Below are 12,408 nucleotides of genomic sequence, written 5' to 3'. Positions count from 1 at the left end.
CACCCGGTGGGCTGTCACCCGGTGGGCTGTCACCCGGTGGGCGCGGCGGTCCGGGTGCGCCGGTGCCGGCCGTACCAGGCGATGCCGATGGCCACGCCGACACCCACGCCGAGCGCCGCCGCCGCGACCGGCACCGCCGGCCGCTCCCGCAGCCGACGGCCGAGTGGGATCGGGTGCCGGAACTCCAGCACCGGCCAGGAGTTCTCCACCGCCAGCTTGCGCAGCGCCCGGTCCGGGTTGACCACGCTCGGGTGCCCCACGCACTCCAGCAACGGCCGATCGCTGTACGAATCGGAGTACGCGTACGAGTCGGCCAGGTCGTAGTCGCGCTCACCGGCCAGCTCGCCCACGGCGTCGACCTTGCTCGGACCGGCCGCGTAGAACTCGACCTCGCCGCTGTAGCGGCCGTCGACGACAGCCATCCGGGTGGCGATCACGTCGGTCACCCCCAGCAACTCGCCGATCGGCCGGACCATCTCCTCACCCGAGGCGGACACCAGCACCACGTCCCGGCCGGCGGCCTGGTGCTCCTCGATGAGGGCGGCCGCCTCGGCGTACACGTAGGGGTTGATCAGCTCGTGCAGCGTCTCCGCGACGATCTGACGAACCTGTTCCACCGGCCAGCCCTTGCAGAGCGTGGCCAGATAGTCCCGGGTGCGGGCCATGGTCTGCTCGTCGGTGCCGCCCAGCCGGAACATCAGCTGCGCGTACGCCGACTTGACCACGTCACGCCGAGTGATCAGCCCGTCCCGGTAGAACGGCCGACCGAACGCCAGTGCGCTCGACTTGGCGATGACGGTCTTGTCGAGATCGAAGAAAGCGGCGCTACGGCCCACGGCGCGAAAGTCTAGCCGGACGGAACGCTCACGGCCGCCCGCCCCGGGGGCCCGGAGACCGAGGTGCACCCGGCGGAGTGACGGCAGTCACATCACCGTGCGGGAAATTAGCTTTGCGTGGAGTGAACACCACTCGACGTATAAGGGTCGGCTGCGGCATGCTTGTCCTCGCGACCGGAGTTCACGTCCGGTCGCCCGCAGACCCTCGGCGGTTGCACCCCCCGTGACCGCTGAGTCGGTTCGGCTCGACCCCCCCGGAGCCGAACCACCCGACGACCCCCGTCTCCCCCCGACGGGGGTCGTCCCTTTGCGGTCGGTCGGCGAATTCGGTCAGCGGACCACGGCGCGCAGTGTCTGCGCCGCCGGCTCGAAGCAGACCAGTGCCCGGCCCCGGTAGTCGGTCACCACCCACGGATGCCCCACGTACGTCTGCTGCCGGTAGGTCTGCCCCGGCCGCAGCACCGCGTACCGCTGGCGGGCCCCGCCGTAGTTCAACCAGTGGACCACGACGGTCGCCGACCGGGCGTTGACGAAGTCGACGAAGGTCTCCGGACCGCCGCTTCGGGAACGCAGCGTCGATTCCCGGGACGCCGGGAGCGGGGTGAGTTCGCCCGGCCGTGGTGCCGAGGGTTTCGCGCTGCTGGCCGACGGCTTCGGCGCGGGCGGCCGGGCGGCCGGGGTGGTGCGGCGGGGCGGCGCGGGCCGGCGGGTCGGCAGCATGGCGCGGGTGGAGAGTGACACGGGTGCCGGCGAGTATGACTCGGTCGGCAGGTCCGCCGCTGGCGTGGAGTTCCGCGGTGAGGCCAGGATCGCCTCGCCGCCGACGGGCGGCGGCAGATCGGGCCGGCGGGGCATGGCGAAGAAGCTGAGCGTGCCGACCAGCACGACGACCACGATCCCGATCGCCACCGAGGCGAGCGTGGCGGGGGACGGGTCGCGCAGCCAGCCGTCGCCGGCCGGGGAGGCGGGGTGGGCGTGGTGACGGGCAGGCGGGGTTCCGGTGCCGTGCGCTGGATCGGTCATGGCCTCGATTCCGCGAGCCGGTGCCGTCCGTTCTGCGGCAAGGGATCCGATTATGCGGGTCAGGTGATCCCCCTAGTCAATGGCTGCCGGTGTCACCGACGCCAGCCGGTGGGCCGGGGTGGGGCCGCCTCTTCGGATGCTCGGCGAGGCCGTGCCGCCGGGTGCTCACCGCCGGTCCGGTAGCCCGGCGCATAACAGATCCACTCGTCCACCGAGGTCTGTCCACATCGGCCCACTGTCCACAGGCGGGCACCCGGCGTCCTCCGTCCGGCCCTGCGCATTGGGCAGGCTGCATCGCGGCACGTCCGAGTCAGACCGTTGGAGGCCGTCATGCCACCCCGTACCCCGCTTCCGCCGTACCGTCGGCTGCCCCTGCTCGTCACGGCCGACGGCGACCTGCTCGACGAACTGCTGCGCCTCGCCGCGGCCGGCGGCACCGAGGTGGAGCTGGCGTCCGATCCGGCCGGCGCCCGCGCCCGCTGGGCACCGGCGCCGCTGGTGCTGGTCGGAGCCGACCAGGCGGCGGCCTGCCTGCGGGCCCGCCTGCCGCGACGTTCGCGCACGGTCCTGGTCGGTCGCTCCGGCCAGCTCGATCCGGGTACGGAGTTGGCCGAGCTGATCGGCGCCGAGCACGTGGCGGCCCTACCCGCGGCGGAGCCCTGGCTGATCGACCGGTTCGCCGAGTGCGTGGCCGGGCCGGCGGGCGGGAGTCCGGCGCGGGTCGTGGCGGTGCTCGGCGGGCGTGGTGGCGCCGGGGCCAGCGTGCTCGCCGGCGGGCTCGCCGTCAGCGCGGCCCGGGCGCGGCTGCGCACGCTCCTGGTCGACGCCGATCCGTTGGGCGGCGGGCTCGACCTGGTGCTCGGCTGGGAGCAACTCGACGGCTTGCGTTGGCCCGAGCTGGCCGGCGCCGACGGGCGCGTCGATCCGCCGGCTCTGGTCCGTGCCCTGCCCAGCCGCGGTGACCTGGTCGTGCTCTCGTGGGACCGGGGCGACCTGCGGCACCTGCCGGCCGAGGCGATGGCCGCCACGGTCGACGCCGGCCGGCGCGGGCGGGACCTGGTCGTGCTCGACCTGCCCCGGCATCTCGACGACGCGGCCGTGATCGCCCTCCAGGCTGCCGACCGGGCGCTCCTCGTGGTGCCCGCGGAGCTGCGGGCCACCGCCGCCGCGGCCCGGGTGGCCGCCGTCGTGGGCCCGCACTGTGCCGACCTGTCGGTGATCGTGCGGGGCCCGGCGCCGGGTCGGCTGCGGGCGGCCGAGGTGTCCCGCGCGCTGGGGCTTCCGCTCGCCGGCACGCTCCGGCCCGAGCCCGGCCTGTGCCGAGGGTTGGAACGCGGTGAGGCGCCGGGCGCGACCGGCAAGGGCCCGCTCGCCGTGCTGTGCCAGCGGCTCGTCGACGAGCTGACCGGGCGATCCGCGGCGGGTGCGGCGTGACCGGGCCGGGCGACCCGGAGCAACTGGCCGTCCGCGTCCGGCACCGGCTCGCCGCCGAGGCCACGCCGGTCACGTCCGCCGCGGTCGTCTCGGCGGTACGCGCCGAACCGGCCACCGGTGTGCTCGGCGACACCACCCTGCTGCGGATCGCCGACCGGGTGCACGACGACCTCGTCGGCGCCGGCCCGCTCGCGCCGCTCCTGGCCGACCCGCAGGTCACCGATGTGCTGGTGAACGGGGTCCGGGTCTGGGTCGACCGGGGACGAGGGCTGCGCCAGGTCGCCGTGCCGCTCGGCACGGTCGATGACGTACGCCGGCTGGCGCAGCGGCTGACCGCGGCGGCCGGTCGCCGGCTCGACGACGCCTCGCCCTACGCCGACGCGCGGCTGCCCGACGGCACCCGACTGCACGCGGTGCTGCCGCCGGTGGCGACCGACGGCCCGTATCTGTCGTTGCGCACCTTCCGGCAGCGGCCGTTCACCCTGGACGAACTGGTCGAGCACGGCACCGTCCCCGGGCCGGTCGCCCCGCTGCTCGACGCGGTGGTGGCCGCCCGGCTTGCCTACCTGGTGACCGGTGGCACCGGCTCCGGCAAGACCACCCTGTTGAACACGCTGCTCGGGCTGGTGCCCGGCAACGAGCGGATCGTGCTGGTGGAGGATGCCGCCGAGCTGCGTCCGGTGCATCCGCACGTGATCGGGTTGCAGGCGCGTACCGCGAACGTCGAGGGCGTCGGCGTGGTCGGGCTCGGCGACCTGGTCCGGCAGGCGCTGCGGATGCGGCCGGACCGGCTGGTGGTGGGCGAGTGCCGGGGCGCCGAGGTGGTCGACCTGCTGGCCGCGCTGAACACCGGCCATGACGGCGGGGCAGGGACGCTGCACGCCAACGCCCCGACGGATGTCCCCGCCCGGTTGGAGGCGCTCGGGATGCTCGGCGGGTTGCCCCGGGTCGCGCTGCACGCCCAGGTAGCCGCCGCGTTGCAGGTGGTCCTCCAGCTCCGCCGGACCGGCAGCGGCCGGGTGCTCGACTCGATCGGCCTGCTCCTGCCGGAGGGGCCGGACCGGGTGGTGACCGTGGTCCCGGCCTGGATCCGTGGCCGTGGACTCGGTCCGGCCGCCGGGTCGCTCGGCAGCCTGCTGCACGACCGGGGTGTGCCCGCACCGCCGATCCTGCGGGCGGGCCGGCCCGGCTCGGCAGGTTCGTCGTGACCGGGCAGCTCGGGCTGGCGTTCGTGCTTCTGACCGGGGCCGCCGTCGCGGTCGCCTGGCCGGTGCGCGCCGGCCGGGTCCGGCGGCGGGCGGTTCTCGATCCGGGGGAGGTCCCGGGAGACGCCCGACCGGTCAGCGGGTCGAGAGCCGGCGGCGCCGGTCGGGTCCGAGGGTCTGCGCGCCCGTCGACGGTCCGGTCCGGCCGACCACCCGGTCGGCTGGACCGGTTGCGCCGACCGGTGGCCGGGCTGGGTCGCGAACACCGTCGGTGGGCCGGCCCCGGCGGCCACCCGCGAGGCCGACGACCCGAGCTGGCCTTCCGACCGCCCACCACGCGACCGGAGGCGTTCCGGGAGAGTGTGCTCCGCGCGGTCGACTCGACGAACCTGGCCGACGAGAGCCGGGCGACGCAGGTTCGCGCGAGGCTGACCGCCCGGCGTGCGCTGCCGGTGGCGGCGGTGTTCGGCGGCGGGGTCGGCGCGCTCCTCGGTGGGCCGGTGGCCGCGTTGGTGCTGGGCGCCTACGGCACCCTCGCGGCCCGTGCGACGCTGCGGCGACGCGCGCAGCGGGCGGCCGAGCTGGCCCACCGCCGCGATCTCGACCGGCTCGCCGGTGCCGCCGCCGACCTGCGCGCCGGCCTGCCCGCAGGTGCGGTGCTCGACGGGGGCACCGGGCGGCTCGCCGGGCTGTGCCGGGCTGCGGTCCGGCTGGCCGACCGTACCGGGGCGCCGCTGGCCGACCTGCTGGAGCGGATCGAGGCCGACGCCCGCGCCGCCGACCGTGGCCTGGCGGCTGCCGCTGCCCAGGCCGCCGGCGCCCGGGCGACCGCCTGGCTGCTCGCCGGTCTGCCGCTCGGCGGGATCGGTCTCGGTTACGCCATCGGGGTCGACCCGGTGGCCGTGCTCCTGCACACTCCGGTCGGCGGCGCGAGCGCCCTGGCGGCCGTCGTCCTTCAGAGCGGTGGGCTGCTCTGGGCGGAGCGGCTCGGTGCCGGACCCGGCCGGGCCTCCTGATGTCGCGCCAGGCGGTGGCCGCAGCATGTCTCGGCGGCGCCGCGACGCTCCTCGCGGTCGTCGGGCCGGTGGTCCGCCCGGCCCGGCGACTACGCCGGCTCGCAGCCGCCCCTCGGCAGGTCCGTCCGGCGTGGTGGCCGGACCGGATCCGGCTGGGCGCGGGCCTGGCCGCGGTCGCCGTGGCGTTCGTCATCGGCGGCTGGTCCGGCCTGTTCGTCGGGCCGCTGGCCGGCGTCGCCTCCGACCGCCTGCTCCGCCGGATCGAACCCCGCGCCGTGCGGGAGCGGCGCCTGCGCGAGAGCGCCGACCTGCCACTCGCCGCCGACCTGCTGGCCGCGGCGCTCCGCGCCGGTGGGCCGGTGGACCGCTCGGTGCTCGCGGTGGCGGAGGCGCTCGGCGGGCCACTCGCGGACCGGCTCGGCCGGGTGGGCCGCACGCTCAACCTCGGGGGCACGCCGACGGAGGCGTGGGCGCACCTGCGACCGGTGGCCGGAGCGGCCGGCCTGGTCGGCGCCGCGATCCGCTCGTCGAACAGCGGCGCCGCGCTGGCCGGCGCGCTCACGCGACTCGCCGACGACCTGAGGGCCGAACGCTCGACCACGGCCGAGGCGTCCGCCCGACGCGCGGGGGTGCTCATCGTGCTGCCGCTCGGGCTGTGCTTCCTGCCCGCCTTCATTCTCGCCGGTCTGGTGCCGGTGATCGTCGCCGTCCTCGGCGACGTGCTGTGAACCATCGAGAAGGGACGTACGACATGCGTAAGCTTTTCGCCCGCCTACGGGGTGACGCCGGCATGAACACGGCCGAGTACGCCGTGGGCACCCTCGCCGCGGTCGCCTTCGCCGGGATCCTGCTGAAGGTGCTCACCTCCGGGAACGTGCAGTCCGCCCTCACCGCCGTGATCGACCGGGCCCTGAAGTGACCGGGCGCCGGTGGGTCGGCCGGCGGCCCGGCGTGTCGTCCGTCCCGTTGCTCCGGGTGGTGATGCCGCTCGACGATCCGCGCGGTGCGGCACGGCAGCGCCAGTGGGGCGCCCGGGAGCGGGGGTCGTTCACCGCCGAGCTGGCGGCCGGCCTGCCGGCGCTGATGCTCCTCCTCTTCGCCGGGCTGACGGCGGTCGACGCGGTGACCACCCGCGCGGGTTGTGTCGACGCGGCCCGGGAGGCGGCGCTCGCCGCCGCCCGGGGCGAGCCCGGTGTCGCCGCCGGCGACCGGTACGCGCCGGCCGGGGCGGAGGTGACGGTGACCGTGACCGGCGACCGGGTGACCGCGACCGTGCGGGCGCCGGTGCGGACGGTCGGCGCCCGGCTGCCCCGGTTGACCGTCTCCGGCGTGGCGGTGGCCGCCGTGGAGCCCGGCGCTCCCGGCCCAGCGCGGTGACGGCAGGGAGGACGTCGCCTTCCGCCGCCGGGCCCTGCGACATCGGGCTGTCCGTCGGCGAGGCAGCTCGCGGGCGGCCCGCCGACGGGGTGGCGGCCGAGCGGGGTGGGGCGACGGTGTGCCTGCTCGCGCTCGGCCTGGTGTTCGTGTTCGTCGGGCTGTTCGGTGCCGGCCTCGGGGCCGCCCGGTGCGCGCGCCATCAGGCCCGGGCCGCGGCCGACTTCGGCGCGCTCGCGGGCGCCGGTCGCGCACTCGACGGGCCTGACGCCGCGTGTGGTCGGGCCGCCGAGCTGGTGGCGGCCAACGGTGGGCGGTTGACCGGCTGCCGGATCGACGGGCTCGACCTGATCGTCACGGCGCAGGTACGGGTCGTGCCTCTGCCCGGGCTGGCGCGCGTCGCGACCGCCGCGTCACGAGCCGGCCCGATGCGGAGCGTCGACCCTTGACGTCGGCCGACGCGAGTCAGCCGCCAGGGCGTGCGGGGCCGGTGACTCGTGACGGCCGGACGGGTGGTGCGGAAGGCGGGGCGCACGTGACGAGGGGTCGCGGACCGGCCGGCGACGCCCGCCGCGACGGGAGTCGCCGGCCGCACCAGCTCAGCGGGACTGGAGGGCGTCCAAGCCCACCGCCATGGCGATGACCAGCCGACGGTCGACGTGTGGGTGCTGGATGTCCACGACGTACCGGTCGCGAAGGCCCCACTTCTTGTCGACCGAGAACACCGGCTGACCACCGGCCACGAAGTCGAAGTGGTAGGGCAGCCAGGAGAGCGAGTCGACGAATCGGCGCAGCAGCGCCACCGGCAGGCTGCGCTCCTGCCCGGTCGCCGGCGGCAGGCCGGGCTGCTCCACGTGCCAGGTCGACCGCAGCAGCGATTGGGCGAAGTCCTTGCGGAACAGGCCGATCGGGTTGCCGGCGTGGTCGGTCACGTCGTAGGTGGCGCCCAGGTCGAGACGCTGACGGGCCTTGAAGCCGAGGAGCGGGTACTGCTTGGTGTCATCGGTGTAGATGGTGACCTGCTCCTTGAAGGCGAGCCGCTTCTGCTGCGCGAACGCGAGCAGCCCACCCTCGGAGCCGTCCGGTGCCACGGCGTGCACCTCGTACTGGTTGACCATCATCCGGATCCGCTGGCGGACGATGAAGCGGTGCTGCGCCTGTAGGTTGTCGGGCGACATCTTGATCTCCTTCGAGGGGTCGCCGGAGTGTCGCACAGCGTCGCCACCGGCGCGCGCTCGCCAAGCGGCGACGCGGCTCCCGCCGCGGGCGCCCCGCCTGCTTGGTCGACTCCAGTTCGCCGAGGCGGGGGTGTCGAGGAACAGTTGACACCCCCACCTCGGCGAACTGGCTGGCCCGGGTCGACGGCGCTGATCGCGTCCGGTGCGAGCGGCAGCACCGGCGGTTCAGCGTCCGCCGTCGACGGTGGCCTTCATCGCCCACGTGTTCAGCACCTGGTGGATCCCGCGCAGACGTTCGTTGATCTGTTCCAGCCGCTCCGCCTGGGCCAGGTTCGCCAGTGCCGTGCCCAGCGCGATCTGCTGGTCGGGGGTGAGGTTTTCCTGGTCGATGGTGTAGAGCAGCTCGACGGTCTCGGCGATCGTGTCGGCCACGGCGGCACCTCCGGCGGACGGGTCGGGGTCACGTCTGCGCTACCCGAAATAATGCATGGAAGCGCTCCCATACATCAATGCCCCGTGGCACCCGACCTCATGCCCCCGTCCCACCCACCAGACGCCGATCCCGCGGTCCACCGCCTCGGCCGGCAGTTCCGACCCCGCCACGTCGGCGAGGTGGCGGGGTCCGCCGGCCACCGATGCCACCACTTCCCCGAACTGACGGCGGACCGGCCGGTGGTGCCGGCGGCGCGGTCGGCCGGCGGGTCAGTTCGGCGGACCGCCGCCGGCCGCCGACGGTCGGAGCGTCCGGTCGTCCTGCCGCGGCAACCGCCCACCACGATCGACGCGCGCCCCTCCACCGTCGGGCGTTTCGCCGCTGGTCACGCCAGCGCCGGGGCGGGCGTGCGACGCGGCACCGGAGAGCGGGGCGGGAACTGCGGCGGCGAGGTTGGTGAGCACCACGTCGAGGACCTTTGCCGCCTCCGGCTTGGCCAGCGGGTTGTTGCCGTTTCCGCACTTCGGGGACTGGACGCAGGACGGGCACCCGGTCTCGCACCCGCACTCGACGATCGCGTCGCGGGTGGCGCGCAGCCAGGCGGCGGCCGTCCGGTACGCCCGCTCGGCGAAGCCCGCCCCGCCCGGGTGACCGTCGTAGACGAAGACGGTCGGCGCCTCGGTGTCCGGGTGCAGGGCGGTCGAGAGGCCGCCGATGTCCCACCTGTCGCACGTCGCCATCAGCGGCAGCAGGCCGATCGCGGCGTGCTCGGCGGCGTGCAGGGCTCCCGGCACGTCGGCCGCCTCCACGCCGGCGCGGGCCAGCGAGCCGGGGGAGAGCGTGAACCACACGGCGACGGTGCGCAGTTCCCGCGCCGGCAGGTCCAGCGGGCGGGTGTCGATCACCTCGCCGGTGGCGATGCGGCGTCGCTGGTACGACACCACCTGGCTGGTCACGTCCACCTCGCCGAGGAAGAGCCCGACCGGGCCGGCGTCGGTGTACGAGCGGACGGAAACCACGGAGAGCGAGGTGACGTCGCGGGCGTGGGTGGACCAGTCCGGCTCCTCGGCGTGCACCAGCGCGCACCCGTCGGCCAGGTCGAGCGAGTCGACCACGTACGAGACGCCCTGGTGCAGGTGGACCGCGCCGGTGTGGAGCAGGAAGTGGGCGGAGCCGCCGTCGACGGTGCCGAGCAGCCGGCCGGTGGACTCCTCCACCACGCAGACCGGCGCGCCGCCGGAGCCGCGCAGGTCGACGTCGGGGCGTTCCCGGTGCCGCCAGTACCAGCCGGTGGGCCGCTGCCGCAGCGCGCCGGCCTCGACCAGTGAGTCCACCGCCTCCTTCGCGCCCTCGCCGAAGAGGTCCAGGTCGGCGGGGGTGAGCGGGGCCTCGTGGGCGGCGCAGGCGAGCTGCGGCGCGAGCACGTAGGGGTTGGCCGGGTCGAGCACGGTGGCCTCCACGGGACGCCCGAACAGCGCCTCCGGGTGGTGCACGAGGTAGGTGTCGAGCGGGTCGTCCCGGGCCACCAGCACCGCGAGGGCCTCGTCGCCGCTGCGCCCGGCCCGCCCGGCCTGCTGCCAGAGCGAGGCGCGGGTGCCCGGCCAGCCGCAGATCAGCACCGCGTCCAGGCCGACCAGGTCGACGCCGAGTTCGAGCGCGTTGGTGGAGGCGAGGCCGAGCAGGTCGCCGTGCAGCAGCGCCCGTTCCAGCTCCCGGCGTTCCTCGCGCAGGTAGCCGGCGCGGTAGGCGGCCACCCGGTCGCCGAGGCCGGGCACCGCCTCGTCGAGCGTCCGCCGGGCGTTCGCGGCGACCACCTCGGCACCCCGGCGGGACCGGACGAACGCGAGTGTGCGTACCCCCTCGATGACGCTGTCGGCGAGCAGGTCGGCGGTCTCGCGCAGCGCCGACCGGCGCACCGACACCAGGTCTGCCTCCGGCGTGGCATCACCCGAAGGCAGCAGCGGCGGCTCCCAGAGCGCGAACGTCACCCCGCCGCGCGGCGACGTGTCCTCGGTGACGGCGGCGACGGGCAGGCCGGTGAGCCGCCCGGCCGCCGTCGCCGGGTCGCCCGACGTGGCGGAGGCCAGGAGAAATACCGGCCCACGACCGAAGCGGGCGCACTGCCGGCGCAGCCGGCGCAGCACGTGCGCGACGTGTGAGCCGAACACGCCCCGGTAGGTGTGACATTCGTCGACCACCACGTAGGCGAGCCGGCGCAGGAAGCCGGACCAGTGCGCGTGCCCGGGCAGGATGCCGTGGTGCAGCATGTCCGGGTTGGTCAGCACGAACCGGGCGTGCCGGCGGATCCACTCCCGCTCGGCGCGTGGCGTGTCGCCGTCGTAGGTGGCGGGGCGGATCCCGTCGAGTTCGAGGCCGGCGACGGCGCGGAGCTGGTCGGCGGCGAGCGCCTTGGTGGGCGCCAGGTAGAGCACTGTGGCGCGCGGGTCGGTGCGCAGGGTGCTCAGCGCCGGCAACTGGTAGGCCAGGGACTTGCCGGACGCCGTCCCGGTGGCCACGACGACGTGCTGTCCCGCGTACGCCAGCTCGGCGGCCTCGCTCTGGTGCCGCCACGGGGCGACCACGCCGCGTCGCGCGAACGCCGCCCGCAGTTCCGCCGGCGCCCAGCCGGGCCAGGGAGCCGGCTCGCCGACGCGGGCCGGCACGTGCTCGACGTGGGTGACCGGGTCGGTGGCGTGGCGCAGCCGCAGCCGCCGCAGCAGCTCGGCCGGCGCACGCCTCGGGCCGGGCCTGTCGTCGGTCACGTCCTGCACTCTCGCACTGGTGTTCGGAATTGGGAACCGCAGGGTGGGGGTATGGGGAGGGCAGACCGGTGACCCGAAGCGGTCGCCCGGGGGATGGTTAGATGCCCAGGAGAGTTTACCGAGGAGGGGCCGATGGAGCTGTCGCTGGCGACCCACGCCGTGGGGGAGCACACGGTGCTCTCCGTCGGTGGTGAGGTGGACGTCTACACCGCCCCTCGCCTGCGGGAACGGCTCATCGAGCTGATCGACGGCGGGGCCCACCACGTGGTGGTGGACCTGGGTCGGGTGGACTTCCTCGACTCGACCGGGCTCGGCGTGCTGGTCGGCGCGCTCAAGCGGCTGCGGTCGGCCGGTGGCTCCTTCGCCCTGGTCTGCGACAAGGAGCCGCTGCTCAAGATCTTCCGGATCACCGCCCTGGACCAGGTCTTCCCGCTGCATCCGACGGTCGACGCGGCGATCGCCGCCGACTCCGCCGGCGCGTGATGGCCACCGTCAAGCTCTCCTTCTCGCCGGCTCCGGTCCACGTCCGCACCGCCCGTCTGGTCGGGGTGGCGGTGGCCCGGCGGGCCGGCGTGCGCGAGGACCTGCTGGACGAGGTGCGTCTGGCCATCGGTGAGGCGTGCACCCGGGCGGTCGCGCTGCACCGGCAGTACGGGCTGGCGGAACCGGTGTACGTGGAGATGTCCGACGGCGGGTCGTACACGGTGCGGGTGGTGGACCGGGCCCCGATCGAGGCGGGCCTGGGGCTGGCCGCGCTCGGCCCGGACGAGTTGGCGAAGGAGTCGCTCAGCGAGGACGCGCTGACCACCGGCGTGGGGTTCGCCCTGCTCGCCGGTTTCGTGGAGGATCTTCAGGTCCGCCCGGTCGACGAGGGCGTCGGCACCGAGGTCCGGATGGCCTGGCCGGCCGGCCGCGCCTGACCGTCCTTCCCCGTAGGCCGCGTTCCCCGGTGGGGAGCGCGGCCTCGTCGTGTCGGCCGCCCTATATATCAGATATCTTCGTATAACACAGTTACGAAGATCATCGAGACACGGTGCCCCCTCGGTGTGACCCTCACCACGCCGGACGGCTACAGTACCCGGGTTGTCAGCAAGTGATCCGCCTCCGCAGCCAGCGGGAACGAGCGTTGGCGCGCTTGCGAGTTCGC

14 protein-coding genes are annotated in these 12,408 nt (G+C 75.1%); 9 read left to right on the top strand and 5 right to left on the bottom strand.

All coding sequences use genetic code 11. The features are described from left to right. Window positions 1-29: 29 nt before the first annotated feature. Entirely contained in the window at window positions 30-836 is an 807-nt protein-coding gene (locus AB0H28_RS13430; protein ID WP_358038370.1) for an HAD-IB family hydrolase, read from the bottom strand. 330 nt (window positions 837-1,166) lie between these two features. Then, window positions 1,167-1,859 (bottom strand): hypothetical protein, encoded by a 693-nt coding sequence (locus AB0H28_RS13425; RefSeq protein WP_358038367.1) that lies wholly within the window; start codon window positions 1,857-1,859, stop codon window positions 1,167-1,169. Window positions 1,860-2,189: 330 nt separating this feature from the next. On the opposite strand from AB0H28_RS13425, the gene ssd reads away from it, so the two are divergent. From ssd to AB0H28_RS13390, 7 genes are all read left to right on the top strand, one after another. After that, window positions 2,190-3,293 (top strand): septum site-determining protein Ssd, encoded by a 1,104-nt coding sequence (ssd, locus tag AB0H28_RS13420; protein ID WP_358038364.1) that lies wholly within the window; start codon window positions 2,190-2,192, stop codon window positions 3,291-3,293. Next, window positions 3,290-4,501, top strand: coding sequence for a TadA family conjugal transfer-associated ATPase (locus AB0H28_RS13415; protein ID WP_358038361.1), 1,212 nt, complete (start codon window positions 3,290-3,292; stop codon window positions 4,499-4,501). The genes ssd and AB0H28_RS13415 overlap by 4 nt, the downstream gene beginning before the upstream one ends. Then, window positions 4,498-5,514, top strand: a complete 1,017-nt coding sequence (locus tag AB0H28_RS13410) for a hypothetical protein (protein WP_358038358.1) — start codon at window positions 4,498-4,500, stop codon at window positions 5,512-5,514. The genes AB0H28_RS13415 and AB0H28_RS13410 overlap by 4 nt, the downstream gene beginning before the upstream one ends. After that, window positions 5,514-6,242 (top strand): type II secretion system F family protein, encoded by a 729-nt coding sequence (locus AB0H28_RS13405; RefSeq protein ID WP_358038355.1) that lies wholly within the window; start codon window positions 5,514-5,516, stop codon window positions 6,240-6,242. The genes AB0H28_RS13410 and AB0H28_RS13405 overlap by 1 nt, the downstream gene beginning before the upstream one ends. A 23-nt stretch (window positions 6,243-6,265) precedes the next feature. Next, complete coding sequence (locus AB0H28_RS13400) at window positions 6,266-6,433, top strand: DUF4244 domain-containing protein (RefSeq protein ID WP_088997060.1); 168 nt, start codon at window positions 6,266-6,268, stop codon at window positions 6,431-6,433. A gap of 62 nt (window positions 6,434-6,495) precedes the next feature. Further along, window positions 6,496-6,891 (top strand): TadE family type IV pilus minor pilin, encoded by a 396-nt coding sequence (locus tag AB0H28_RS13395; protein ID WP_358039020.1) that lies wholly within the window; start codon window positions 6,496-6,498, stop codon window positions 6,889-6,891. A gap of 41 nt (window positions 6,892-6,932) precedes the next feature. Beyond that, window positions 6,933-7,337, top strand: coding sequence for an Rv3654c family TadE-like protein (locus AB0H28_RS13390; RefSeq protein ID WP_358039017.1), 405 nt, complete (start codon window positions 6,933-6,935; stop codon window positions 7,335-7,337). Between the two features lie 150 nt (window positions 7,338-7,487). Here AB0H28_RS13390 and AB0H28_RS13385 read toward each other — a convergent pair whose 3' ends face one another. The 3 genes from AB0H28_RS13385 to AB0H28_RS13375 all read right to left on the bottom strand — a co-directional run bounded on the left by AB0H28_RS13385 (window position 7,488) and on the right by AB0H28_RS13375 (window position 11,261). Beyond that, window positions 7,488-8,066 carry a hypothetical protein gene (locus tag AB0H28_RS13385; RefSeq protein ID WP_358038351.1) on the bottom strand — a complete coding sequence of 193 codons (579 nt, stop codon included), beginning with the start codon at window positions 8,064-8,066 and terminating at the stop codon, window positions 7,488-7,490. A gap of 225 nt (window positions 8,067-8,291) precedes the next feature. Then, a complete protein-coding gene (locus AB0H28_RS13380; RefSeq protein WP_358038348.1) occupies window positions 8,292-8,498 on the bottom strand; it encodes a hypothetical protein in 207 nt (68 codons plus the stop codon). A gap of 270 nt (window positions 8,499-8,768) precedes the next feature. Beyond that, on the bottom strand, window positions 8,769-11,261 hold the full coding sequence (locus tag AB0H28_RS13375; protein WP_358038345.1) for a DEAD/DEAH box helicase: 2,493 nt from the start codon (window positions 11,259-11,261) through the stop codon (window positions 8,769-8,771). Between the two features lie 132 nt (window positions 11,262-11,393). Between AB0H28_RS13375 and AB0H28_RS13370 the strand changes: the two genes are divergently transcribed. Then, window positions 11,394-11,744, top strand: coding sequence for an STAS domain-containing protein (locus AB0H28_RS13370; RefSeq protein WP_358038342.1), 351 nt, complete (start codon window positions 11,394-11,396; stop codon window positions 11,742-11,744). Then, entirely contained in the window at window positions 11,744-12,181 is a 438-nt protein-coding gene (locus AB0H28_RS13365) for an ATP-binding protein (protein WP_181571355.1), read from the top strand. The genes AB0H28_RS13370 and AB0H28_RS13365 overlap by 1 nt, the downstream gene beginning before the upstream one ends. The last annotated feature ends 227 nt before the right edge of the window (window positions 12,182-12,408 follow it).

Origin of the sequence: Micromonospora sp. NPDC050980, from assembly GCF_040653835.1 — a bacterium.
GTDB lineage: Bacteria > Actinomycetota > Actinomycetes > Mycobacteriales > Micromonosporaceae > Micromonospora.
The sequence above is the reverse complement of the archived record's forward strand: the minus strand, read 5'-3'. Positions and strand labels throughout refer to the sequence as shown.

Coding starts and splice junctions, on each gene's coding strand:
- AB0H28_RS13395 (WP_358039020.1), top strand. CDS start 6,496: ATGCCGCTCGACGATCCGCGCGGTGCGGCACGGCAGCGCCAGTGGGGC.
- AB0H28_RS13385 (WP_358038351.1), bottom strand. CDS start 8,066: ATGTCGCCCGACAACCTACAGGCGCAGCACCGCTTCATCGTCCGCCAG.
- AB0H28_RS13405 (WP_358038355.1), top strand. CDS start 5,514: ATGTCGCGCCAGGCGGTGGCCGCAGCATGTCTCGGCGGCGCCGCGACG.
- AB0H28_RS13365 (WP_181571355.1), top strand. CDS start 11,744: ATGGCCACCGTCAAGCTCTCCTTCTCGCCGGCTCCGGTCCACGTCCGC.
- AB0H28_RS13425 (WP_358038367.1), bottom strand. CDS start 1,859: ATGACCGATCCAGCGCACGGCACCGGAACCCCGCCTGCCCGTCACCAC.
- ssd (WP_358038364.1), top strand. CDS start 2,190: ATGCCACCCCGTACCCCGCTTCCGCCGTACCGTCGGCTGCCCCTGCTC.
- AB0H28_RS13400 (WP_088997060.1), top strand. CDS start 6,266: ATGCGTAAGCTTTTCGCCCGCCTACGGGGTGACGCCGGCATGAACACG.
- AB0H28_RS13370 (WP_358038342.1), top strand. CDS start 11,394: ATGGAGCTGTCGCTGGCGACCCACGCCGTGGGGGAGCACACGGTGCTC.